A 22,927-nucleotide genomic window follows, 5' to 3' on the forward strand; every position below is an offset into this window, starting at 1 on the left:
GTTTATTGGTTTTACAAAAAAATAATGTTGTGATTAATTGGCTAAGCAATTAATACATTATTGCCTTACACATCTTTTTTTTTACTCTTTATAAATACCTGCAAATAGATAGGGATCTCATCTTGATTGGTATTTATAATACTTTATTTTAACCTTTTGTAAAGTTAAGATTGGAATCTCAAAATTAAACAAAACGCTAACCAATATAGGTTAATGTAAATAATCGAGACCAAAAGTATTTTGGGATGTAATTGGATATGGCAACTTTAAAACCACATAAAACAGAGTAAGTACGCTATTATACCGCTAAAATCGCAGAGCACACGTTTTACCTTACTTACAAACTAACAGGTTTTAAATAGATTTACAAAGACATAAAGACTCTGCTATACATTATTAAAACTAGAAACTGCAGTAATAATTTTTAAGAGTATAAAATTAATTGGTTTGGGTTAACTAACTATTTTGACGTAATTCTGCCATTTTAATAGCTGCAATAGCTGCTTCTGTACCTTTATTACCGTGTTTACCACCAGAACGATCTATAGATTGTTGCATAGTATTATCGGTTAACACACAAAAGATAACTGGTGTTTCGTGTAACACATTTAAATCTTTAACACCCTGGGTAACACCTTCGCATACAAAATCGAAATGCTTTGTTTCACCTTGAATAACACATCCAATAGTAATAACTGCATTTACCATTTGTTCTTGCATTTTTTTTGCACCATAAATAAGCTCGAAGCTTCCTGGCACATCCCAACGTATAATATTTTTAGGTAATACACCGTTTTCTATTAAGGCGTCGTAGGCCCCTTTGTATAAACCTTCTGTAATGGTATCGTTCCATTCTGAAACAACAATCCCAAACCGGAAATTTTCCGCGTTTGGGATTGTGTTTTTATCGTAATCGGATAAATTTTTATTTACCGTAGCCATATTATTTATTTGCTAAAACCTGAGCTTTACCAATAAACACGTCCACATTAGCTGCTTCTGTAGAGTTGGCAAACTCATCTTTAATTCTTTTGTAATACGTTAACGCTTTATCTGCTTTTCCTAAATCTAAAGCAACAGCTCCAGCTTTACTTAGGTACATAGGCGTTGTATACTCGTTGTTTCTCATGTTGGCTGCTTCTTCGTAATAACTTAAAGCATCTTCTTTTTGGTTTAATTGCACAAAGGCATCACCAATATTACCTTTTGCCAAAGGCGCTAAAATTTCGTCTTCGCTAGAAAAATTACTTAAATGTTCGATAGCATTTTTATAATCTTTTAAGCGTAAATATGCTGTACCTGCATAATAGCTTGCTAGGTTAGCAGAATCTGTTCCGCTATATTCAGAAATAATATCTAGCATACCAAACTTACCTTCTCCACCGTTTAGTGCTAAATTGTATAAAGAATCTTTTTCTACACCTGTAACTGCTTGATCAAAATATTTTTGGGCTTGAAACATATCGTTCATAGCTTCCATTTGCTTTGGTTTAGCCACATACTCTTTATAAGCTAAAGAGCCTAAAACTACAGCAGCAACTACTCCTATAATAATAAATATATACTTTTGATTTTTTGCTACGAAATCTTCTGTTTTCGATGCTGTTTCATCAAGTGTATTAAAAACTTCAGCAGTTGTAGATTCTATTACTTCTTCTTCAACCTGTTTTTCTACCTTAGTTTTTGGTTTGTAACCTCTTTTATTATATGTCGCCATGCTTCGTTCTAAATTAATGTGGCGCAAAAATATAATTTTTCTTCATAATTAAAAGGGTATTTATTTGATATTTTTCAATAATTTGCACTTCTTTTTCACAGTTTGGGCTATAAATGCCCTTTTAGTTGTTGTTTATATGATTTTAAAATCGCTTTCTTTACTTAATTATAAAAATTTTGATAGTAAATCGTTTGTTTTTAATGACAAAATTAACTGTATTGTAGGAAATAATGGCATTGGAAAAACCAATGTGCTAGATGCTATATACCATTTATCGTTTGGTAAAAGCTATTTTAATCCTGTTGCAACTCAAAATATAAGGCACAACGAAGATTTTTTTGTTGTAAATGGAGATTACACTAAAAACGAAAAAAACGAAAAAGTAATTGTTAGTTTAAAACGCGGACAAAAAAAAGTAATTAAACGAAATGGCAAGGCTTACGATAAGTTTAGCGAGCATATAGGCTTTTTACCTTTGGTAATTATATCGCCAGCAGATAGAGATTTAATTATAGAAGGTAGCACAACGCGCAGAAAATTTATTGATAGTGTTATTTCGCAAAGCGATCAAAATTACCTTTCGGATTTAATTAAGTATAATAAGGTATTGGCGCAGCGTAATGCTTTATTAAAATATTTTGCTTTAAACCATACTTTTAATGCCGACACGATAGATGTATACAACACGCAATTAACCGATTATGGCTCTAAAATTTTTAAGAAAAGAGATACGTTTTTAAAAGCTTTTATTCCCATATTTAAATCGCGTTACGAAGCTATTAGTAATGGTAACGAGGTTGTAGAGTTGGTTTACGACAGCCATTTATTTGAAAACGATTTAAATTTACTTTTAAAAGCAAATATTAATAAGGATAGAGCGTTACACTATACATCGGTTGGTATACATAAAGATGATTTATCTTTTAATATAGAGAATCATCCTATTAAAAAATTTGGGAGTCAGGGGCAACAAAAATCTTTTTTAATAGCATTAAAATTGGCTCAGTTTGATTTTATAAAAGCGCAAAGTGGTGTAAATCCTATTTTATTGTTGGATGATATTTTTGATAAGCTTGACGAAAACCGTGTGGGACAAATTATTAAATTGGTTGATGACGAAAATTTTGGGCAACTTTTTATTAGCGATACCCATGCAGAACGTACAGAAAATGTTATTAAACAGGTACACCAGAGTTACGAGATGTTTAAATTGTAGAGTAGTTTTAAGCGCTTGCCTTTTTTAAAATAAGATAACTTTCGCAAATAAAAAACATAGGCAGCAAAGTAGCCCGCGTTAGGGATTGCAGAGAAAAGCCCACAGCTCCCTTTTTTGGGTGCGAGGACTTGTAACGTAAAGCCCGACCCTTTTCGGGTAACGCCCAAATATTTTTAATACTTTTGCTACATATATTAATGATTAAGATTTACAATTATAAATAATGGCTAAACGTATTAAAGAAAACCTAAGCATATCTGACGCTTTAAAGGAGTTTGTATCTGAAAATAAACTTGAGAAAGGTTTAGACAAGGTTAATGTTGCTGATGCTTGGGCAAAACTTATGGGTAATGGCGTAAACAATTATACTACTGCCATACAATTAGAGCGCGAAACGTTATACATACAACTAAGTTCTAGCGTACTACGTGAAGAATTAAGCTATGGGAAACAAAAAATTATTGATATGCTTAACGAAGAGTTGGGCAAAACAGTAATTAAAAAACTGATACTTCGATAATTAGGCGCTTAAATAAATATTAAAATAAAAATATTAATTTAACATTGGTGTTATTATTTAGTCTATATTTGTGGCTTAATTATTATAATACAAATACAATGAGTAAAGGTACCGTAAAATTCTTCAACGATTCTAAAGGATTTGGATTCATCACTGAAGATGACAACAACAAAGAACATTTCGTACACATTTCTGGATTAATCGATGAAATTCGTGAAGGTGATGCAGTAGAATTCGATCTACAAGAAGGTAGAAAAGGATTAAACGCCGTAAACGTAAAAGTAATCTAATTATATATATAGATTCTAAAATTTACAAAAGGAGCCTATCAATTTATTTTGATAGGCTTTTTGATTTTTAATTTAATTGGCATTATATTTGTTTATAACAAGTTATTAATTAAATATTTAAAGTATGAGTAAAGGAACAGTAAAATTTTTCAATGATTCTAAAGGATTTGGATTCATTGTTGAAGAAGGTTCAAACAAAGAACATTTTGTTCACATTTCTGGATTAATTGACGAAATTCGCGAAGGCGACTTAGTTGAATTTGATTTACAGGAAGGTAGAAAAGGATTAAACGCAGTAAACGTAAAAGTTGTATAACATATATATTATTGCTTTTTAGAAACAAAAAAATCCTGCCAATTGGCAGGATTTTTTTATTGATATATGTTTTTTATGCTTAAAACATTTCTCTACCAGAAAAATGGAAAGCACCTTCTATAGCAGCATTCTCGTCGCTATCGCTTCCATGCACTGCATTTTCGCCCATAGAGGTTGCGTACATTTTACGAATGGTACCTTCGGCAGCATCTGCTGGATTTGTAGCTCCGATTAATGTTCTAAAATCGTTAACAGCATTTTCTTTTTCTAAAATAGCAGCAACTATTGGTCCTCTTGTCATAAACTCAACTAACTCTCCAAAAAATGGACGCTCGTTATGCACTGAATAAAATGCTTCTGCATCAGCTTTTGTCATTTGTGTTAATTTCATTGCTACAATTCTAAATCCTGAAGCTGAAATTTTTTCTAATATTGCACCAATGTGTCCGTTCTCTACAGCATCTGGCTTAAGCATTGTAAATGTTCTATTTGTTGCCATTTTAATAAAAATTTATTCTGTTATAATTTATGTGTCTTATTTAAACACACCTATTTTTTCTAATTTTCTGCAAAAGTAGTGCATTTCTATTAAAAAACAAGGTAAAGCAATCATAATCACTATTTAATAACATCGCCTTATTTTTAAGTTAGCATCTTTTTATTATGATATAACTAGTGCTACCAATAACCTTATCTTTTATAATAGTTTTAACTATCATATCACATCCTATTTACTTAAGAAAAATTAAAAAAATTGTATATTCGCCTCCTATGACAAAAGAAGATATTACGAGTATAAAACAATTACTTTCTACTAAAAAAAAGATTGTAATTGTACCGCATAAAAACCCAGATGGAGATGCTATTGGATCTACTTTGGGACTATACCATTTTCTATTAAAAAATAATCAAGATGTACAAGTTATTTCGCCTAATGACTATCCGCATTTTTTAAAATGGATTCCTGGAGAAAATACAATTTTAAAACACGATACAGATACTGATAATTGTAATGCATTAATTAATAATGCAGATATTATTTTTACTTTAGATTTTAATGCTTTTCATAGAACAGGTAATATGGAATCTGTTTTAGCAAACAGCAGTGCTTTAAAAATAATGATAGATCACCACCAAGCACCAGACGATTATGCAACATACACGTTTTCTGATGTTTCGATGAGCTCTACCTGCGAGATGGTATATCATTTTATTGCCATGCTAGATCAAACTAAAAATATAGACCAAACTATTGCAACCTGCTTATATGTTGGTATTATGACTGATACGGGTTCTTTTAGGTTTAGATCGACAACAAGTACAACACACCGCATTATAGCAGAGCTTATAGACAAAGGAGCAGATAATAATGCCATACATAATAATGTATACGATACCAATAGCTACAATAGGCTTCAACTTTTAGGATGTGCACTTAGCAACTTAAAAATAATTCCAGAATCTAGAACTGCCTATATTACTTTAACACAAAATGAATTAAATAAATTCGATTATAAAAAAGGAGATACAGAAGGTGTTGTTAACTATGCTTTATCTTTAAACAATATTATTTTTGCTGCTATTTTTATAGAAGACAGACAGGAAGGTATTATTAAAATATCGCTACGCTCTAAAGGTACATTTTCTGTAAACGAATTTTCTAGATCTCATTTTAATGGTGGCGGACATAATAATGCTGCTGGTGGACGAAGCGAATTATCGATGAGAAAAACCATTGAAAAATTTATTGGTATCTTACCTAGTTATAATAAAGCTCTTAATAATGACTAAACTATACCACATACTTGTTGCCCTACTCCTTTTTGTTTCTTGTAAAACCCCTGAAGCTAGAAAACCTATTTCTGTAAAAACAGGGTCTTTTATTGATGCATCGGTAGAACGAAATAAAAAACTATATGCCATAGAGCAATCGCATATAGAAGAGTTAATGAGTAAGAAAAAAGATAATAATTACATCGCATCTAAAAGTGGGTTTTGGTACTATTATAATACTAAAACTGAAGCAGATTCGCTTATAACACCCGGGTTTGGCGACATAGTAAACTATAATTACAACGTAAAAGCATTAGACGGATCTGTAATTTATTCCAACCAAGAATTAAGAACCCAAAACTATGCTATGGATAAAGAAGAACTATTTACCGGACTTAGAGAAGGTTTAAAACTTATGAAACCAGGCGAAACAGTTACCTTTTTATTTCCGTCGCAAAAGGCCTATGGCTATTATGGCGACGAAAATAAAATAGGCAGCAACACCCCTTTAATATGCCAAGTAACGGTTAATTCTATAATTAAAAATCAAACAAAATAATAAATATGCGTGTTTTAAAAACCTCATTTAAAAGCTTATTTGTCATTTTAATAACAATAAGCTTAAGTTCTTGCAAGGCACAATATCCAGATTTGGAAGATGGTATTTATGCAGAAATTATAACAACCAAAGGCGTTATGCTTGCCAAATTAGACTATAAAAAAGTACCTATTACGGTAGCTAACTTTGTATCTCTAGCAGAAGGTACAAATACTATGGTTAAAGAAGAATACAAGAAAAAGAAGTACTACAATGGCCTTATTTTTCATCGTGTTATAGACAAGTTTATGATTCAAGGAGGAGATCCTACAGGAACAGGGTCTGGTAACCCTGGGTATAAATTTAATGGCGAATTTCACCCCGATTTAAAACACGATAAAGCAGGTGTATTATCTATGGCCAATTCTGGACCTAATACTAATGGTAGTCAGTTTTTTATCATGGAGGTACCTAAACCCTTTTTAGATAATAACTATAATGTTTTTGGTCAACTTATAGAAGGTATAGATATTCAAGATTCTATTTCTAATGTAAAAACAAATCCAGAAGACCGACCTCTTGAAGATGTTGTTATTCAAGAATTAAATATTATAAGAAAAGGAAAAGAAGCCAAAAAGTTTGATGCTCCCAATGTTTTTGTAAATCATTTTGCAGAAGTAGAACGTCTTGAAAAAGAGAAGAAAGCTAAAGCTAAGGCTATACTAGAAGCTACTAAAGCTAAATTTGACAAACAAAAACAAAACGCCATTAACTTACCTTCTGGCCTACAGTATTTTGTATCAGAAAAAGGTAAAGGCGAAAAACTAACAGAAAACGATATTGTTTCTGCTCATTATGCGGTTTATTTTGAAAGCGGAAAAATACTAGAAACAAGCAACTTAAAAACCGCTGAAGCTTTAGATATTGTTAACGAAAAACGAAAAGCTGCAGATGCTTACCAACCTATAGAGGCCGATATTAGCCCTAGCGCAGGTATGATTGCTGGATTTAAAGAAGGTTTACAACAACTTAATGTTGGAGATAAAGCCACTTTATTTATTCCATACCATTTAGCCTACGGAGAAGCAGGAAATCGCGGAATACCAGCTAAATCTAATATTATTTTTGAAGTTGAAATTCTTGAAATTATAAAATAAAACTTATGCACATATTAAAATTTGATTGGAACCCTATAACAGGAATTGATATTATAGGAAGCTTTAAACTCCACTTTTATAGCCTTATGTGGGTTATAGCATTTCTTTTGGGTTGGCAATTAATGAAACGTATTTTTACTAAAGAGAAAGTATCTTTAGAGTACTTAGATCCTTTATTTATATACACTGTTTTAGCAACTATGCTGGGTGCTAGATTAGGACACGTTTTATTTTATCAAGCAGAATTAATAACAGAAGATTTTTTCAGCATTTTTCTACCCGTTAAATTTAAAGGCGGATTCGAGTTTACAGGTTTTCAAGGTCTTGCAAGCCACGGTGCAGCAATAGGTATTATTGTAGGCATGTATTTATACAGACGTAAATACAATTACAAATCGTTACTCTGGATTTTAGATAGAGTAGTAATTACCGTAGCCTCAGGAGCTGTTTTTATAAGAATAGGTAACTTTATAAACTCAGAAATTATTGGTAAAGAATCTGGCGATTTCCCATTGGGTGTACGTTTTATTCAAGAGTATTACAACAAATACGAAGCAGTTCGTGCCACAGGTATTAAAGATGTGCAAAAAGCATACAATGCCATTGCAGACACGCCACAATTTGCAAACTTATTACAAGAAGTACCATACAGGCACCCAGCGCAATTGTACGAATCTTTCTGTTATATTTTTGTATTCTTAATTTTATGGTATTTCTATACTAAAACAGAGAAAAAAAATCAATCTGGTTTTCTATTTGGCTTATTTTTAGTGTTATTATGGACTATTCGTTTCTTTGTAGAGTTTGTAAAAGAAGCACAAAACATAGAACGTGCAGAGTGGGCCCTTAACACAGGCCAATGGTTAAGCATACCATTTGTAATTATTGGTTTATATTTTATGTTTATGTACAAACCCAAAAATGCAGTAAAATAACATGAAAAACAGAACATGTTATACACTAACGCTATTAACTTTTTTGGCGTTTACTTTCTCTTGTAAAGAAGAAAAGAAAACCGTTAAACAAACGGAAATAGCATTTACTAAAGAAGGCGAACTTTCTATCATTAAAAAAGATACAGATTCTATTCTTGTTAAATTAGATATAGAAATTGCAGATACCGATTACGACATACAAACAGGTTTAATGTATAGAAACAACATGCAAGCAAACCAAGCTATGCTTTTTGTTTTTAAAGATGAAAGTCTGCGTAATTTTTACATGAAAAATACGCATATACCACTAGACCTTATTTTTATAGATCAAAACAAAACCATTGTAAGCTTTCAAAAAAACGCAAAACCGTTAGACGAAACCTCCCTACCATCAAACCAACCAGCGCAGTACGTTCTAGAAGTTAATGCAGGCAAAGTAGATTATTGGCAAGTTAGTATTGGCGATCAATTAAAATTTTAATATAAAATAATACTATATCTCATAAAATCGCTTTACAATATCGTCGTAACTTTTAATTGTTTTCTTAACCCAATCTAATCGTTTCTCGTCAAACTCTTCTTTAGTTAAGCGCCAATTTATATTCGTTTTACGCAACTCTGTAGTAACATGCTGTAAAATTATAGCAGCAGATACAGATATGTTTAAGCTCTCTGTAAAACCAACCATAGGTATTTTTAAAAAGCTATCTGCCTCATCAATAACATCCTGGGTTAAACCCTCGGTTTCTCTACCAAAAAAGAAACACGATTTTTTAGTAATATCAAACTCATGTAAAACAGCATCGTTTTCATGCGGTGTTGTAGCCACAATTTGATAACCCTTCGCTTTTAAATCTTTAATACACGACTTTACAGAATCAAACCTATTAACATCCACCCATTTTTGAGCGCCCATAGCAATCTCCCTATCTATAGTCTTAGAGTTTTGCTCTTCAACAATATTAACCTCCTGCACACCAAACACATCGCAACTACGTATTACAGCACTGGTATTGTGCAATTGGTATACATCCTCGGTAGCCACTGTAAAATGTTTAGTACGCTCTTTTAATACCGCATTAAAACGCGCTTTTCTATTATCAGACAGATAAGTTTCTAAATGCTCCAAAAGTTTTAAATCAATCATAAATTCAAAAATAACAAATAATTTGGGGCGTTACCACAAGGGTCAGGCTTTCCGCTATATCTTTTTTTTTAGTTAATATTTAAACTACATTACTTCTTAACATGGCTAGGTTTTAACACCAAGAAGTTACTTCGTCGCAAAACGCCTCGTAACCATACCTATTTATCAAAGTAAAAAAAAGGATACCGCATCAATCCTTAACGCAAAAACCAAAAGTAGCATATTCATAAAAAATAACACAAGTTCAACTTGTTCAAAAAAATATATTATCTAATTTTATAAAATGAAAAAACATATAGTGGTACTAACAGGTGCAGGTATAAGTGCAGAGAGCGGTATAAAAACCTTTAGAGATGCAGATGGATTGTGGGAAGGTCACGATGTTATGCAAATAGCCACACCACAAGGTTTTGCAATAAACCCCAAACTTGTATTAGAGTTTTATAATCAACGCAGAAAACAACTGCTAGAAGTACTACCAAATCAAGCGCATTTAGATTTAGCTAAACTAGAAAAAGCCTTTAAAACAACCATAATTACACAAAATGTAGACGATTTACACGAACGTGCAGGAAGTACAAATGTAATACACCTACATGGCGAATTATTAAAAGTACGCAGCACAAAAAACCAAAACGACATACAAACTTGGACTAAAAATTTAGTTTTAGGAGATACCTGCAAAAACGGACACCAACTAAGACCACACATAGTATGGTTTGGAGAAGATGTAACCATGATGGATAAAGCTATAGAGGTATGTAAAACCGCAGATGTTTTAATTATTATTGGCACATCCATGCAAGTATATCCTGCTGCAAGTTTAATGCATTATGCTCCAGAAAACACAACTATTTACTTTATAGACCCTAAACCAAATATAGAAAGCAAAACAAATCTAACTGTTATAGCAGAAAAAGCAACTGTTGGCGTAAATAAAGTTATAAAATTGCTATAACTTTTAAAAAACCAGCGTTTTCTTACTAATTATCAAAAGCTTAACCTAAAAAGAATTTTAATTGCAGTACTATAAACTACCTTTGCAAAAAATGTTGAAATAGCATTTTACTAAAAGATAGATATAACTATGAATGCAATATTTACAGATGCTAGTTTTCAAAACATGGTAAACATAGCAAACCGCTATAGTATAAGCACTAACGCTGTTACAGATTTAACCTATACCTTAATGCCTAGTAATGGCACCATGGCACAATTTAACATTCCAGAATTAGGTGGTGGTGGCCAGTGGATGCTTGGTGGCATGACTATGGTTGGCGATATGTTTAACAACCAACTTAAAGCCACTGTAGACGGACTTTGTTTCGAGCTATCTAACTTAATAAATCAAGGCGACATACAATACAAACCCTTACCAAAACCAAAAAATCAAAATGGTTTTCAATCTAGTAATTGGTGGGGCAATTTAGGATTTCCTAATTCTACAGGAAGCCAAAACGGAACTAGCTACGCCATCTTTTCTAACATTAACCGTTTAGCTATACAACAAAATGGAGAAGTTATTATTTTCGATACCCTTAATAACCAAATTGGTGGTGTTGGCCAACAACAAGGAGGAAATTACTCGGTTACATTTACTAGTCAGTTTGGCACGGTAGATTTAAATACCTTACCTATTGTATCTGGCAAAGAACATATTGAGAAACCGCAACAAGTCAATAATAATGTTATTACAAAAGCACAAATAGCTCCTATAATAGAAGAGACAACACACAACATAACTAATACCGATTTAGAAGAAGATATTTTTGGTAAAATAGAAAAGCTCGCTAGTTTAAAAGACAAAGGTTTTATTACCCTAGAAGAATTCGAAAACAAAAAAACTGATTTACTTAGCAGGCTATAAAAGCATACTTAAAACTTATTATAAATTATTGAATGCGTAACTTTTATAAACTGCTGCTTATTAACTAACATAAAAGACTATATTCGCGCATTATTTAAAAAATCGATTTTATGAAACGTATTAACGAATACAAGAAATTATTTAGTGCAGAACAAGACATGAGTCTTAAAAACTTAAAATCGACTTACCGCAAGTTGGTAAAAACATGGCATCCAGACAAGTTTCAAGCAGGAGACGAAAAAGCTATTGAAGCCGAAGCCATGAGCAGAAAAATTATTGATGGTTACCACTTTTTAGTAAGTATAGCTCCCGAAACAAAAGCTGCTAACTTAGAAGAATTTAAAGTAACCATGTCTAGTCCAATTATGGATTGGCAACATAAAGGTCAGCTTTTAGAAATTACATTTTTAAACGGAGATACTTACGAATTCTTTGGTGTAAACAAAGCATTATACATTAAATTTTCGCAATCTGATAAGCAAACTCGTTTTGCTAAACGAAACATATTTAACAATTTTACATACAGAAAAATAAGAAAAAGTGAGGTTGTTGCTTAATGCACAACCTTATTTATTCTTCTCCTCTATCCATCTACTCATAAACTTGGTACTTTGCATGGTATGATGTTGTAGCATTTGCCCCGTAAAGTTATTTAAACGTTTTTGGTTTATATATTTAGTAGTATCTTCTATAATTTTTATAAAACGCATACTATGCTCGTTATAATTAAACCGGGTATTTATTACTTGCATTCCATTTTCTTGGTAAGTATTAAAAAGTACTTGGTTGGTATATAATGCGATGGCTTTATTAGCAAATGTTTCTGGATTATCTTCAATAAAACCGTTTGGTTCTATGCATCCAAACATCCCTTCTGCTCCAATTTTAGTCATTACACATGGCGTCCCATTTTTCATAGCATCAACTAACTTACCTTTTAAACCTGCTCCAAAACGTATTGGTGCTAAACACACTCTAGCTTGTTGCATTGCTATATTAACATCTTCTGCAAAGCCTTTTATAAAAAAACCTTGCTTTTTATTATGAAGCTGATTTACTTTTTGCGAAGCATAAGCGCCATAAACGTGCAATTCTGCCTTTGGTAATTGCTTCTTTATTAAGGGCCAAATGGTTTCTTTTAAATATAAAACAGCATTATAATTAGGTTCGTGCAAAAAATTGCCAATAGTAATAAAATGATTACGAGCTTCAAATTCTGGAAAAACTTTAATATCATCATCTAAAACAGTATCAAGCATAAAAGGTAAATAAAATAATAAAGCCTCATCCACTTTAAAATCATTTTTAAGTATTTCTATCTCTACCTCAGAGATTATTAAACTTATATCGCACCTATAAATACTTGCTATTTCGCGTTTAGCGATATCACCAAAAAGATATGTTTTATTAAATGCCTTGCCCTCTTTAAAAGCTTGATGCCTACCTTTGCGCAAACAGTGTAAATCTTCTGTATCTAATATTTTTATAGCATTAGGGCATTGCTCTGTTACTCGCCAACCAAATTGTTCTTCCATCATAAATCGATCGAATAAAACAATATTAGGGTGCAACGCTTTTACAAAATCATCAAAACTAGTATTATTTAACGCTATAGAAACTGGTGTAACATCTATGCTTTTTAAATCGAAAGCATTATCGCTTTTAGCACACGGACTAGCAAACGTAATACTATAATTTTGAGATTGAAATACCTGTATTAGCTGCATCATTCTGCTCCCTGCAGCAGAACTTTTGGGTTCTGGCCACACAAAACCAATGATAAGTAGTTGTTTATTTGTCACTAATAATTATTTGTTATTTTTAAGTGCTGTAGTATTTAAATACAATTAAAGCCCTAAATTATTCAGGTTTCTTTTCTAGACTATATTTTATACGCACTAATTTAGCCCAATTAACTACTGCTTCTATTTGAGCTTCGTTTAATTTAGCCTCGGTATGCGTCCAAGTATAACTTGCTAAAGGCATTTCTTTCTCTTCCATCATTTCTATAAGTTCGTCAAACTTATGGTCTTTTCGCTTAATAGAATTCCCTTCCCAATTTGATATATTAAAATGTTTTTTACCGTCTTTTACATGACTTGCTAACCAATAATTAACAGGTGTTATGTTATTGTACCATGGGTATTGTGTAACATTACTATGGCAATCGTAACAAGCTTCTTTTAAAATAAGTTTGACATCTTCAGGCGGATTTGTTTCTGTTAAAAAAGCATCAATAGAACTTAATTCGCCTTCATTTTTATCAGGTCCAAAAAATTGAGCTATTACAAGAATTATTAATAAAACAACAAGACTCTTTTTTATTATACGCATTTTAGTAAATTTAGATTTTAAAAATACTAAAATTCGTTTGACTACAGAGCAACTATATCAAGAATTAAATTACGTTAACCATTCGAAAGAAAAACGATTGCATTATGCTAATTTGTTTTTAAACAATCCTAGTCTAATTCCTAAATTACTCGATATTCTTTTTAGAGTAGACGATAAAATATCGCCTCGTGCAGCTTGGGTATTCGAGTTTATGTGCAACCACCGCATTGAAGCCATAATTCCTTATCTAGACACCTTTACTAAAAACCTTAATAAAGTTCACCTAGACTCTGCAGTAAGGCCGGTTGCAAAAATTTGCGAAATGTTAGCCAAAGCTTATACCTCTAAACAAGATAATGCTATTAAAACAAACCTAAATGCCACACATAAAGAGCGCATTATAGAAACCTGTTTTGATTATATGATTAACGATGAAAAAGTAGCCCCTAAAGCTTATGGCATGGTTACTCTTTTTTTATTAGGAGAAGAATACGATTGGATACACCCAGAATTAGCACTTATTTTAGAACGCGATTTTGCTCTGCAGAGTGCTGCATTTAAAGCTCGCGCTAGGCATATTTTAAAAAAACTAAAGAAAAAGAGAATATAAAACCTTGAAAACTTAGACTTTCAATCTTCCTACTTACGCCTAAAAAAACTATCTTTGCCACTTCTAAAAAAACAACATACATCATGTCATTATCACCTCTTAATGCTGTTTCTCCAATAGATGGAAGATACAGAAGTAAAGTAAACGAATTAGCGCCTTATTTCTCTGAGGAAGCCCTTATAAAATATCGTGTATTAGTAGAAATAGAATATTTTATTGCGTTATGCGAAATTCCGTTACCCCAACTAGAATCTATTGATAATGCCATTTTTGATGATTTAAGAGCCATATATAAAAACTTTTCTTCTGAAGATGCTGCTGCCATTAAAAAAATTGAAAGCATAACTAACCACGATGTAAAAGCAGTTGAATATTTTATAAAAGAAAAATTTGATGACTTAGGCTTATCTGCTCACAAAGAATTTATTCACTTTGGCTTAACATCTCAAGATATAAACAACACAGCTATTCCTTTAAGTATTAAAGAAGCCATGAACAATGTTTATGTGCCAGAATACTTTACAGTTCTTGAAAAATTAAAAACATTAACACAAGATTGGGCAGATATTTCTATGTTAGCGAGAACGCATGGCCAACCAGCATCTCCTACCCGATTAGGTAAAGAAATTGATGTTTTTGTTGCGCGTTTAAACGAGCAGTTTAATTTATTAAATGATATACCAAGCGCTGCCAAATTTGGTGGTGCAACAGGAAACTTTAATGCGCACCATGTAGCTTACCCAAATATTGCCTGGAAAGCTTTTGGCAGTAAATTTGTACAAGAAAAATTAGGTTTACACCACTCGTTTCCTACTACCCAAATAGAGCATTACGACCACATGGCTGCTTTATTTGATACTTTAAAAAGAATAAATACTATTTTAATTGATTTAGATAGAGATATTTGGACATACGTGTCTATGGACTATTTTAAACAAAAAATAAAAGCTGGAGAAGTAGGAAGCTCTGCAATGCCACATAAGGTAAACCCTATAGATTTTGAAAACTCTGAAGGTAATTTAGGCATAGCAAATGCTATATTCGAGCATTTATCGGCAAAACTACCTGTATCGCGTTTACAACGTGATTTAACAGACAGCACGGTTTTACGTAACGTTGGTGTACCTTTTGGGCATACTTTAATTGGTTTTAAATCGACTTTAAAAGGTTTAAATAAATTGTTATTAAACGAAAGTAAATTTGCTGCCGATTTAGAAAACAATTGGGCGGTAGTTGCAGAAGCTATTCAAACCATACTGCGTCGCGAAGCTTACCCTAACCCTTACGAGGCTTTAAAAGGTTTAACACGAACTAACGAGAAGATAAACCAAGATTCTATTTCTAATTTTATTGACACCTTAGAAGTGTCTAACACAATAAAAGAAGAATTAAAACGTATAACACCTAGTAACTATACAGGAATATAAATTTTAAGTATGTTAACAGACAAACAATCTTTATTACTTTGCGGTATTTTAGCTGGTGCCATTTTTGTTGGAGGCGTATTAGATATACTTAGTAACTTTATTGTTCAAACTGTATTAACCCTTATATTTATAACCATTATATTAAATATATTTTATACAAACGGAAAGTATAAGGAGCGAAAAAAAAGAGCATCTAAATAAAAAAAGGCTTACCAAATGGTAAGCCTTTTTAATATTAACATTTTATAATGTATACCATTATATTCAAAATAAATTTGAACTACTCACTGGTACTATTTGAAGAAATCGGCAATTCCTTCAAACTGAGATTTATCTAGGTTGGAATGTTGCATCGCTTCAACCAAAGTATATATTTTATTTGGCCTCATATTGTTTCCCAATATTCTAACAACAGCAAAACCATAATCTTTCGAGCTTCCTAATAAAATAACCTCATCTGCTTCGTCGTCATTACCTACATATTTTACAGATATTTTATTGCCTTTATCTCTAAACTCAATAAGCTCGTTGTATTTTTTGTTTTGCAAAATAGCTTTTACTTTAGCTAATTCGGTATTAAATTCTTCTACATTGGTATCGCTAATTTTGTAACCTAAAAAGTTTAATCTTTTAACAGATTTATAAGCTTCTTTTTGTGTTTCGTTAAGCTTAGATTCGTCTATTTTAAGCATAGAAATTGGCAAATCTTGAGACAGAAAGTTTTTTGTTTCTTGGTTATCTACAAAATACCGCTGCAAACTAGGTTCGCTACTACAGCCTATTAATGTTACAGAAACTAATAAAACACATATTATATAGTTGATTGTTCGTTGCATGATTGATGAATTATAATGTGTTATTATTTATTTAAATGTTTCCCTCCTGGAATATTCATTTTATCTGTAAGTTTAGATATTTCATTTAAATCGATATCGCCGGTTAACGATACAACAACGGTTTCTATTTTACGTTCTTTTCCGTTAATTTCTACCTTGTCTTCCATAACTTTATCTATACCATTTACAAAAATTAAAAGCTCTTTAACATGATCTGCATCTTTACCTTCTTTTACATAAAACTTAACTTCGGTACCATCATCTTTAACCTCCATTAACTCTTCTAAAGCACTAGATCTAGATTTAACCCACTTAGACACATCGGCAGATATAGCCTTATTATCTGTAACAATGGTTTTAAAACTGGTAATACTTTTTACCATATCTATATAGGCTTTAGCTTCAGCATCGTCTACATTAATACCCATTTTTGCTATCATCTGAAACATTTTAGGTTTTATAGATACGTAGGTTACATCTGGGTTTTCGCTATATTTATCAAAAATATTTTTTTGCGCCATCCCTGTTAAAGGCATTAACATTAATGCCATTACAAATACTATTATTTTATTTCTCATTTTATTAAATTTTAAATTATTCATTTGCTATTAATTAATACTTTTTAAAAATTATTTGTGTTGTGTTTTCAATTTCGTTTAAATACCCCAAAGTAGATGTTCCCTTTTCAATTTTATTAAGATACCCTACTGTTGATGCACCTTTATTAAAATGACTCGAAATCATGGCTAGAGATTTAGATACTTCGTCTAGCGCCTCTTGAGGGTCGCAATACGTACCTACTAAATTCTCTTGGCAACCTTCTACCACAGGTTTATTTAAATAAAACCCTAACATAAGAACCGCTACAGCTGCGACAGAAATCCACTTGTAATTAAAATTACGTTTTGTTTTTAATGGAACGTCTTTAGTAAACTGTTCTTTTTTATTCCCCAAAAAATACGCAAACATTGGCTTGTACATTTCTAAATGTGGTGCTACAGTGTCGCTAGAAAAATAGTTTTTTAACACTTGCTCTTCTTTAAGAGATGTTTCACCGTTTTCGTATTTTTCAAGTAATTTTTCTATATCATTTAATACCATAATTATGTGTATTAGTCAGTTTTTCTCTTATTGTTTTTCTCGCTCTAGATAAAGCCACTCGTACTGCTGTATTATTCATATCTAACATTTTAGCAATTTCATCTAAATCGTACTCTTCTATATCTCTTAGTTGAATTATCATTTTCTGCTGCTCTGGTAAATCTTTTATTATGCGCTCTACCCAATTTACGCTGTCTACTAATTCAACCTGTTTTTGTAATCCTGTTTGCTTATCTTCATAATTACTATGTACAATCTTTAAATTTTGAGCTTGTTTAGATTTTAATTTATCAAAACAAAAATTCTTTGTCATAGTCATAGAAAAAGCTTCAACGTTTTTATACTCTGCAATTTTCTTCTTATTGTTCCAAAGTTTTAACAAAACTTCTTGAGTCGCATCTTCTGCCTCTTCTGTAGATACTAGTAATCGTTTTGCTAAACGAAAAACTTTATCCTTAAAAGGCATTACAATATTTAAAAACTCGTTTTGAGTCATTGTGGTTAGCTTTAGTTAAAAATAGCTTAGTTATTGCTATTTGATATTACGACGACGGTGTTTCGCATTTGTTACATCAAAATTTAAAATTTATTACATAAATCTTAAAAACCTTATTTTTTCTATAGGTTACAGATGTTTATAGTATAACAAATTAATCTATTTTATTTTTTATTACACAATAATGTAAGTAAATTTAGGGTTTACTAGACTACTTATACTAAATGCCTCTTATGAAAAATTATAAAGCCCTTTCCTTACTATTATTTATTGCCCTAATTTTTACAAGTTGTTTTGAAGATAATGACGATAATCAAATTGCTGTTAGCTCTATAAACGATTTTGTTTGGAAAGGGATGAATAGCTTTTATTTATATAAAGATGACATTCCAGACCTTGCCAATAACAGATTTGCTAACAATGAAGAATTAAAAGTTTATTTAAATAGCTTTAATTCTCCCGAAGGCTTGTTTGAAAGTTTAATTCACCAACGCGAAACTATTGATAGATTTAGTTGGATTGTTGATGACTATATAGCGTTAGAACAATTTTTTGATGGTGTTGTTACAAACAACGGTATGGAGTTTCAAGTTTTTAGATTTAGCACAACAGACACTAATCGATATGGCATTGTAACCCACGTATTACCAAATACAAGTGCCGAAGCTAATGGTGTAAAACGAGGCGATATTTTTTATGGAATAGATAATGTGCAGCTTACCGCAAATAATGCTAATGCACTTTTAAGTGCCGATAATTACACTATAAACTTGGGGGTTTATGATGATAATGATACTACAGACACTAGCGACGACTCTGTTACAGAAACAAGTGAAACCATTGCCCTAACTAAAGAACAATACACAGAAAACCCTATATTAATTAACAAGGTATTAAATATAGCAAATAAAAACATTGCTTATTTAATGTATAATGGTTTTACTGGCACAGAACAATTTAATGCCGAATTAAATTCTGTTTTTGCTAACTTTAATAGTGCTGGTGCTACCGAGTTGGTTTTAGATTTACGATACAACCCAGGTGGCTCTGTTAGCACAGCTATAATGCTATCTAGTTTAATAACAGGACAATTTACTGGAGAAATATACAGTACAGAACAATGGAACTCTGAAATTCAAGAAGCATTAGAAACTGAAAATCCAGAATTATTAATAAATAGATTTGTTAGCAGCAATAATGGCGCTGCATTACAAAGTTTAAATTTAGACAGGCTTTTTGTTTTAACCACTAACAGAAGTGCATCGGCTAGCGAATTGGTTATTAATTCACTAAGACCTTATATTGATGTTGTTCAAATAGGAACAACCACTGCTGGAAAATACCAAGCTTCTACCACACTATACGATTCTGACAATTTTAGACGCGAAGGCGCCAACCCTAGCCATACTTACGCCATGCAACCGCTAATTTTTAAATCTTTAAATGTAGAAGGGGTTACTGATTATTTTGATGGACTGGAACCAGATATAACTTTAAGCGAAAAAGTAAGAAATCTTGGTGTTTTAGGAGACGAAAACGAACCGCTTTTAGCAGAAGCATTAGCTATTATTACTGGCACAGGAAAACCACAAAGAGAGAAAGGTAATAGCGTTATAATGTCTGATAAAAAAATAAACAGCTCTCCTTTTGAAGGCAACATGTATATTGATAAAGATTTACCAATAGATTTAATAAAAAAGACCTTCTTTGAATAAACACAAAACCTACTTCAATTGGAGCACAGGTAAAGATTCTGCTTTAGCCTTATACCATTTATTACAAGATGAACGCTACAGCGTAAGCGAATTAATTACTACTATAAACAGTCATTATAATAGAGTTTCTATGCATGGTCTTAGAAAAGAGCTATTAATAGCTCAAACCGATGCTTTAGAAATTCCTATTAGTTTAATAGAACTTCCTGAAATGCCAAGTATGGAAGTTTATGAGCAAAAAATGGAAGAAACCGTTTCTAGACTTAAAGACAACGGATTTACACATAGTGCTTTTGGCGATATTTTTCTTGAAGATTTACGTGTTTACAGAGAAAACAAATTAAAACAACAAGGTTTTGAAGCCATATTTCCTATTTGGAAAAGAAACACCAAAGAATTGATTTATGAGTTTTTAGATTTGGGTTTTAAAACCATTATAGTTTGTGCCAATTCCAAATATTTAGGAGAAAACTTTGTAGGAACTGTTATAGATAAAGATTTTATAGATAATTTACCCGAAAGTGTAGATCCCTGCGGTGAAAATGGTGAGTTTCACACCTTTTGTTTTGATGGGCCTATTTTTAAAACCCCAATATCATTTACAATAGGCGAAAAAGTATATCGAGAGTACAACGCTCCAAAACAAGATAACGATTCTGTTTGTAAAAGTGATGCCGAAAAATATGGTGTTTGGTATTGCGATTTACTTTTAAAATAAAAGAGCTGCTATACAGCAGCTCTTTTATTTTAAATTTAATTATAACCTTAACGCTTTATTAATTTCTGACTACGAACTGTATTTACCGTTTTTAATTTTATTAAATAAATCCCAGGTAATAAGTTATCTATTCTAATAGCGGTACCTTTTGTATATAATGCTTGCTTAAAAACCAAACGACCAGAAACCGAATAAATTTCAACCATTCCAGTATCTTGAACATGTACTATCGTTGTTGCTGGGTTTGGGTATATTACAATAGCTGTATTATCTTTAACTCCTCTCGTGCTTAATGTTTCGTTCTTAATAACACCAACAGCATCCAAATCAAAACCAGAAGAACTAAATGGAGTAGCGTATGGATCATTAACTATGTTTCCGTAACTATCGTATGTTGCATATGTAGGATCTATAGTACCAATAACATCAATAAGTTTTACATGGGTAATAGCATTTTTATTTAGCATAGCATCGTCGGGGATGTCATCTAAATTAAAAGGTGTGCCATAACTAGCTCTATATTTACCTGCAAAATTATTAATATAAGTTGGATCTATACTACCAAAGCCACCAACTTGAGTATCTGTTTGAGTTTGACTATGTGATGGAAATCTAAAAAAGTTAGTTCCATCAGAACTCACTTCAACAAAAGCTAATTCTAAAAACGTATCGCTAAAACTATTTTCAAAAACAGCAAAATCAAAACCCGAATTATTAACTATTGGTTTTTCAAATGTTAACACCGCTGTTCCTCCATCTCCAAGACTAACTACCGAATTATTAGATTTTCCAATAGCATTATTAGCTGTACCATGAGTTGCCAAAGGCCCTGTAGGGTTGGTAATATTTTGTGGGCCACGTACCACACTAACTCCTGTTGCCCAAGCTATAAAATTTTCAGAATCGCGATGAATAGCTGTTGAGCCATCTACACCTGCTTTTGGGGCGTAAGATTGCGCACTAATAGATAAACTAAATAGCATTAAAAGTAATAAACTAAAGAAATTTTGCTTCATAATTTTTTAAATTTGGTGTAAAAAAAACAGTCACAAAAATGCAACTGTTCTTATATGTTGTTATTAAATTTCTAATATTAACCCCTTAAAATCATAGCAATAGTATAATTTTAGTGGTTAAATTTTCTATATATTTTTTTAATTAAAATAAATTTTAGAAGCACCAAGACCAACATTAAAAGTCTCTAGTAAACTAGCATTAGTTAAATCGTAAATCAATAATTCACTTTGCTCTGTAAAACTTGCATTAGTAACATAAACTTTGTTATTGTTAACAGAAAGTCCGTAAAGGTTAATATCTGCTACGTCTAAAACAGAAGTTATTGGTAAATCAGACGCATCATCATTTAATTCGTAAATTTTATTACTCATAGCGTAATAAACTTCATTATTATCGTGAGCCATTTGGCTTGGGTGCATACCTGCATCAAACTCAAGCGTCTCAATAACTGCATCTGTTGCTGTATTAATTCGTGTAATAGAAGCTGCAGTTTCTACAAAATCTGATTTCAATGTTCTATTATCACCGCTACATAAAACAACCAAATTTCCATTAGAGTCTAAAGCCATTTCATCTGGCGCATCATTAACGGTAATCGTTTCAACACTATTATCTGATGTATCAATTACCGATATAATATTATTAATATTGTAGCCTCCTTTGTGAGATATATACAAACGATCATCTTTAGCTAAAATTCTCTCTGGACCTTCAGCTATATCAACAGTACCTGTTACAGTATTTGTAGTTAAATCGATTTCTGCAATAAAATCATCTGTAGTATCCGTTCCGTCTCCCCAGTTTGTTACATAACCTCTTCCGTTTAAAAAAGTAATATATCTTGGAGTTATTAAACCTGTTTTTATTTCGGCTTGCTTTACAAACGTATATCTATTTACTACAGTAATAGTGTTAGCATTATCAGAGATAATATAAGCTAAATCTCCATTAAACCCTACAGATTGCAAATACACCCCTAAATTTTCGGTGTTAACATTATAATAAATTTCATTCTCTACTGTTTTGTAATCGTCTGAAATATAAGATACAGATGCTGGTCCGCCTTCTGCACTAACTAAAATACCATTATCGTAATCTCCTAATGGTAATTGTTCACCTCCATCATCGTCATTAGAACAAGAAAAGACAAAAAGTGATACAGATAAAAGTGATAAAATAATTTTCTTCATTTTTAAT

General features: G+C 31.8%; 29 protein-coding genes. 17 read left to right on the top strand and 12 right to left on the bottom strand.

The features are described from left to right. Positions 1-456: 456 nt before the first annotated feature. Positions 457-942, bottom strand: coding sequence for a 6,7-dimethyl-8-ribityllumazine synthase (gene ribH, locus ABD715_RS15755; RefSeq protein WP_344789294.1), 486 nt, complete (start codon positions 940-942; stop codon positions 457-459). 1 nt (position 943) lies between these two features. Next, positions 944-1,717, bottom strand: a complete 774-nt coding sequence (locus ABD715_RS15760) for a tetratricopeptide repeat protein (RefSeq protein WP_344789295.1) — start codon at positions 1,715-1,717, stop codon at positions 944-946. 136 nt (positions 1,718-1,853) lie between these two features. Between ABD715_RS15760 and recF the strand changes: the two genes are divergently transcribed. From recF to ABD715_RS15780, 4 genes are all read left to right on the top strand, one after another. Further along, complete coding sequence (gene recF / locus ABD715_RS15765) at positions 1,854-2,933, top strand: DNA replication/repair protein RecF (protein WP_344789453.1); 1,080 nt, start codon at positions 1,854-1,856, stop codon at positions 2,931-2,933. Between the two features lie 223 nt (positions 2,934-3,156). Further along, positions 3,157-3,453, top strand: a complete 297-nt coding sequence (locus tag ABD715_RS15770; RefSeq protein WP_344789296.1) for a DciA family protein — start codon at positions 3,157-3,159, stop codon at positions 3,451-3,453. A gap of 98 nt (positions 3,454-3,551) precedes the next feature. Continuing rightward, entirely contained in the window at positions 3,552-3,743 is a 192-nt protein-coding gene (locus ABD715_RS15775) for a cold-shock protein (protein ID WP_034044451.1), read from the top strand. 124 nt (positions 3,744-3,867) lie between these two features. Further along, the gene (locus ABD715_RS15780; RefSeq protein WP_344789298.1) at positions 3,868-4,059 is read left to right on the top strand and encodes a cold-shock protein; all 192 of its coding nucleotides are present in this window, start codon (positions 3,868-3,870) and stop codon (positions 4,057-4,059) included. Between the two features lie 79 nt (positions 4,060-4,138). Here the strand turns inward: ABD715_RS15780 and ABD715_RS15785 are convergent, their stop codons facing one another. Then, positions 4,139-4,558 carry a nucleoside-diphosphate kinase gene (locus ABD715_RS15785; protein WP_344789299.1) on the bottom strand — a complete coding sequence of 140 codons (420 nt, stop codon included), beginning with the start codon at positions 4,556-4,558 and terminating at the stop codon, positions 4,139-4,141. A gap of 272 nt (positions 4,559-4,830) precedes the next feature. Between ABD715_RS15785 and ABD715_RS15790 the strand changes: the two genes are divergently transcribed. The 5 genes from ABD715_RS15790 to ABD715_RS15810 are packed head-to-tail and all read left to right on the top strand — an operon-like array spanning position 4,831 to position 8,943. After that, on the top strand, positions 4,831-5,850 hold the full coding sequence (locus ABD715_RS15790; RefSeq protein WP_344789300.1) for a DHH family phosphoesterase: 1,020 nt from the start codon (positions 4,831-4,833) through the stop codon (positions 5,848-5,850). After that, positions 5,843-6,391 (top strand): gliding motility-associated peptidyl-prolyl isomerase GldI, encoded by a 549-nt coding sequence (gldI, locus tag ABD715_RS15795; RefSeq protein WP_344789301.1) that lies wholly within the window; start codon positions 5,843-5,845, stop codon positions 6,389-6,391. The genes ABD715_RS15790 and gldI overlap by 8 nt, the downstream gene beginning before the upstream one ends. A 5-nt stretch (positions 6,392-6,396) precedes the next feature. Next, a complete protein-coding gene (locus tag ABD715_RS15800; RefSeq protein ID WP_344789302.1) occupies positions 6,397-7,527 on the top strand; it encodes a peptidylprolyl isomerase in 1,131 nt (376 codons plus the stop codon). Positions 7,528-7,532: 5 nt separating this feature from the next. Next, complete coding sequence (gene lgt, locus ABD715_RS15805) at positions 7,533-8,462, top strand: prolipoprotein diacylglyceryl transferase (protein WP_344789303.1); 930 nt, start codon at positions 7,533-7,535, stop codon at positions 8,460-8,462. Position 8,463: 1 nt separating this feature from the next. Continuing rightward, positions 8,464-8,943, top strand: coding sequence for a DUF192 domain-containing protein (locus tag ABD715_RS15810; RefSeq protein ID WP_344789304.1), 480 nt, complete (start codon positions 8,464-8,466; stop codon positions 8,941-8,943). A 12-nt stretch (positions 8,944-8,955) separates the two neighbouring features. Here the strand turns inward: ABD715_RS15810 and ABD715_RS15815 are convergent, their stop codons facing one another. Beyond that, positions 8,956-9,609, bottom strand: a complete 654-nt coding sequence (locus ABD715_RS15815; protein ID WP_344789305.1) for a TrmH family RNA methyltransferase — start codon at positions 9,607-9,609, stop codon at positions 8,956-8,958. A gap of 283 nt (positions 9,610-9,892) precedes the next feature. Here ABD715_RS15815 and ABD715_RS15820 point away from each other — a divergent pair, with 283 nt between their 5' ends. From ABD715_RS15820 to ABD715_RS15830, 3 genes are all read left to right on the top strand, one after another. Beyond that, a complete protein-coding gene (locus tag ABD715_RS15820) occupies positions 9,893-10,567 on the top strand; it encodes an SIR2 family NAD-dependent protein deacylase (protein WP_344789306.1) in 675 nt (224 codons plus the stop codon). Positions 10,568-10,696: 129 nt separating this feature from the next. After that, a complete protein-coding gene (locus ABD715_RS15825; protein ID WP_344789307.1) occupies positions 10,697-11,476 on the top strand; it encodes an SHOCT domain-containing protein in 780 nt (259 codons plus the stop codon). A 110-nt stretch (positions 11,477-11,586) separates the two neighbouring features. Further along, a complete protein-coding gene (locus ABD715_RS15830) occupies positions 11,587-12,033 on the top strand; it encodes a KTSC domain-containing protein (RefSeq protein ID WP_344789309.1) in 447 nt (148 codons plus the stop codon). A 9-nt stretch (positions 12,034-12,042) separates the two neighbouring features. Here ABD715_RS15830 and ABD715_RS15835 read toward each other — a convergent pair whose 3' ends face one another. Then, entirely contained in the window at positions 12,043-13,278 is a 1,236-nt protein-coding gene (locus ABD715_RS15835; protein ID WP_344789310.1) for a glycosyltransferase, read from the bottom strand. Positions 13,279-13,336: 58 nt separating this feature from the next. Continuing rightward, complete coding sequence (locus ABD715_RS15840) at positions 13,337-13,810, bottom strand: heme-binding domain-containing protein (RefSeq protein WP_344789311.1); 474 nt, start codon at positions 13,808-13,810, stop codon at positions 13,337-13,339. 37 nt (positions 13,811-13,847) lie between these two features. On the opposite strand from ABD715_RS15840, the gene ABD715_RS15845 reads away from it, so the two are divergent. The 3 genes from ABD715_RS15845 (at position 13,848) to ABD715_RS15855 (ending at position 16,048) form a co-directional block, all read left to right on the top strand. Beyond that, positions 13,848-14,420: an adenylosuccinate lyase gene (locus ABD715_RS15845; protein ID WP_344789312.1), complete on the top strand. Its 573-nt coding sequence runs from the start codon at positions 13,848-13,850 to the stop codon at positions 14,418-14,420. 83 nt (positions 14,421-14,503) lie between these two features. After that, on the top strand, positions 14,504-15,847 hold the full coding sequence (purB, locus tag ABD715_RS15850; RefSeq protein WP_344789313.1) for an adenylosuccinate lyase: 1,344 nt from the start codon (positions 14,504-14,506) through the stop codon (positions 15,845-15,847). Between the two features lie 9 nt (positions 15,848-15,856). Further along, on the top strand, positions 15,857-16,048 hold the full coding sequence (locus ABD715_RS15855; protein ID WP_344789314.1) for a hypothetical protein: 192 nt from the start codon (positions 15,857-15,859) through the stop codon (positions 16,046-16,048). Between the two features lie 92 nt (positions 16,049-16,140). Here the strand turns inward: ABD715_RS15855 and ABD715_RS15860 are convergent, their stop codons facing one another. The 4 genes from ABD715_RS15860 to ABD715_RS15875 are packed head-to-tail and all read right to left on the bottom strand — an operon-like array spanning position 16,141 to position 18,280. Beyond that, a complete protein-coding gene (locus ABD715_RS15860; protein ID WP_344789315.1) occupies positions 16,141-16,683 on the bottom strand; it encodes a DUF4252 domain-containing protein in 543 nt (180 codons plus the stop codon). 23 nt (positions 16,684-16,706) lie between these two features. Continuing rightward, positions 16,707-17,261, bottom strand: coding sequence for a DUF4252 domain-containing protein (locus tag ABD715_RS15865; RefSeq protein WP_344789316.1), 555 nt, complete (start codon positions 17,259-17,261; stop codon positions 16,707-16,709). 34 nt (positions 17,262-17,295) lie between these two features. Next, on the bottom strand, positions 17,296-17,784 hold the full coding sequence (locus ABD715_RS15870; protein WP_344789317.1) for a hypothetical protein: 489 nt from the start codon (positions 17,782-17,784) through the stop codon (positions 17,296-17,298). Then, on the bottom strand, positions 17,771-18,280 hold the full coding sequence (locus ABD715_RS15875; RefSeq protein ID WP_344789318.1) for an RNA polymerase sigma factor: 510 nt from the start codon (positions 18,278-18,280) through the stop codon (positions 17,771-17,773). The genes ABD715_RS15870 and ABD715_RS15875 overlap by 14 nt, the downstream gene beginning before the upstream one ends. Positions 18,281-18,513: 233 nt before the next feature. Here ABD715_RS15875 and ABD715_RS15880 point away from each other — a divergent pair, with 233 nt between their 5' ends. Further along, a complete protein-coding gene (locus ABD715_RS15880) occupies positions 18,514-19,995 on the top strand; it encodes a S41 family peptidase (RefSeq protein WP_344789319.1) in 1,482 nt (493 codons plus the stop codon). Continuing rightward, positions 19,988-20,713 (top strand): Dph6-related ATP pyrophosphatase, encoded by a 726-nt coding sequence (locus ABD715_RS15885; RefSeq protein ID WP_344789320.1) that lies wholly within the window; start codon positions 19,988-19,990, stop codon positions 20,711-20,713. Before ABD715_RS15880 ends, ABD715_RS15885 begins: the two co-directional genes overlap by 8 nt. Positions 20,714-20,760: 47 nt before the next feature. Here ABD715_RS15885 and ABD715_RS15890 read toward each other — a convergent pair whose 3' ends face one another. Both ABD715_RS15890 and ABD715_RS15895 read right to left on the bottom strand, forming a co-directional pair. Further along, complete coding sequence (locus ABD715_RS15890; protein WP_344789321.1) at positions 20,761-21,729, bottom strand: T9SS type A sorting domain-containing protein; 969 nt, start codon at positions 21,727-21,729, stop codon at positions 20,761-20,763. Between the two features lie 138 nt (positions 21,730-21,867). Further along, the gene (locus ABD715_RS15895; RefSeq protein WP_344789322.1) at positions 21,868-22,920 is read right to left on the bottom strand and encodes a YncE family protein; all 1,053 of its coding nucleotides are present in this window, start codon (positions 22,918-22,920) and stop codon (positions 21,868-21,870) included. Positions 22,921-22,927 lie beyond the last annotated feature (7 nt).

This window comes from Postechiella marina (assembly GCF_039538365.1).
Lineage (GTDB): Bacteria > Bacteroidota > Bacteroidia > Flavobacteriales > Flavobacteriaceae > Postechiella > Postechiella marina.

Bases quoted from the DNA above. Each gene is read 5' to 3' on its own strand.
- ABD715_RS15855 (WP_344789314.1), top strand. From the start codon at position 15,857: ATGTTAACAGACAAACAATCTTTATTACTTTGCGGTATTTTAGCTGGT.
- ABD715_RS15825 (WP_344789307.1), top strand. From the start codon at position 10,697: ATGAATGCAATATTTACAGATGCTAGTTTTCAAAACATGGTAAACATA.
- ABD715_RS15860 (WP_344789315.1), bottom strand. From the start codon at position 16,683: ATGCAACGAACAATCAACTATATAATATGTGTTTTATTAGTTTCTGTA.
- ABD715_RS15815 (WP_344789305.1), bottom strand. From the start codon at position 9,609: ATGATTGATTTAAAACTTTTGGAGCATTTAGAAACTTATCTGTCTGAT.
- ABD715_RS15790 (WP_344789300.1), top strand. From the start codon at position 4,831: ATGACAAAAGAAGATATTACGAGTATAAAACAATTACTTTCTACTAAA.
- ABD715_RS15895 (WP_344789322.1), bottom strand. From the start codon at position 22,920: ATGAAGAAAATTATTTTATCACTTTTATCTGTATCACTTTTTGTCTTT.
- purB (WP_344789313.1), top strand. From the start codon at position 14,504: ATGTCATTATCACCTCTTAATGCTGTTTCTCCAATAGATGGAAGATAC.
- ABD715_RS15780 (WP_344789298.1), top strand. From the start codon at position 3,868: ATGAGTAAAGGAACAGTAAAATTTTTCAATGATTCTAAAGGATTTGGA.
- ABD715_RS15870 (WP_344789317.1), bottom strand. From the start codon at position 17,784: ATGGTATTAAATGATATAGAAAAATTACTTGAAAAATACGAAAACGGT.
- ABD715_RS15800 (WP_344789302.1), top strand. From the start codon at position 6,397: ATGCGTGTTTTAAAAACCTCATTTAAAAGCTTATTTGTCATTTTAATA.
- ABD715_RS15760 (WP_344789295.1), bottom strand. From the start codon at position 1,717: ATGGCGACATATAATAAAAGAGGTTACAAACCAAAAACTAAGGTAGAA.
- ABD715_RS15875 (WP_344789318.1), bottom strand. From the start codon at position 18,280: ATGACTCAAAACGAGTTTTTAAATATTGTAATGCCTTTTAAGGATAAA.
- ABD715_RS15840 (WP_344789311.1), bottom strand. From the start codon at position 13,810: ATGCGTATAATAAAAAAGAGTCTTGTTGTTTTATTAATAATTCTTGTA.
- ABD715_RS15810 (WP_344789304.1), top strand. From the start codon at position 8,464: ATGAAAAACAGAACATGTTATACACTAACGCTATTAACTTTTTTGGCG.
- ABD715_RS15820 (WP_344789306.1), top strand. From the start codon at position 9,893: ATGAAAAAACATATAGTGGTACTAACAGGTGCAGGTATAAGTGCAGAG.
- gldI (WP_344789301.1), top strand. From the start codon at position 5,843: ATGACTAAACTATACCACATACTTGTTGCCCTACTCCTTTTTGTTTCT.
- ABD715_RS15830 (WP_344789309.1), top strand. From the start codon at position 11,587: ATGAAACGTATTAACGAATACAAGAAATTATTTAGTGCAGAACAAGAC.
- ABD715_RS15775 (WP_034044451.1), top strand. From the start codon at position 3,552: ATGAGTAAAGGTACCGTAAAATTCTTCAACGATTCTAAAGGATTTGGA.
- ABD715_RS15770 (WP_344789296.1), top strand. From the start codon at position 3,157: ATGGCTAAACGTATTAAAGAAAACCTAAGCATATCTGACGCTTTAAAG.
- ABD715_RS15890 (WP_344789321.1), bottom strand. From the start codon at position 21,729: ATGAAGCAAAATTTCTTTAGTTTATTACTTTTAATGCTATTTAGTTTA.
- ABD715_RS15865 (WP_344789316.1), bottom strand. From the start codon at position 17,261: ATGAGAAATAAAATAATAGTATTTGTAATGGCATTAATGTTAATGCCT.
- ABD715_RS15785 (WP_344789299.1), bottom strand. From the start codon at position 4,558: ATGGCAACAAATAGAACATTTACAATGCTTAAGCCAGATGCTGTAGAG.
- lgt (WP_344789303.1), top strand. From the start codon at position 7,533: ATGCACATATTAAAATTTGATTGGAACCCTATAACAGGAATTGATATT.
- recF (WP_344789453.1), top strand. From the start codon at position 1,854: ATGATTTTAAAATCGCTTTCTTTACTTAATTATAAAAATTTTGATAGT.
- ABD715_RS15880 (WP_344789319.1), top strand. From the start codon at position 18,514: ATGAAAAATTATAAAGCCCTTTCCTTACTATTATTTATTGCCCTAATT.
- ribH (WP_344789294.1), bottom strand. From the start codon at position 942: ATGGCTACGGTAAATAAAAATTTATCCGATTACGATAAAAACACAATC.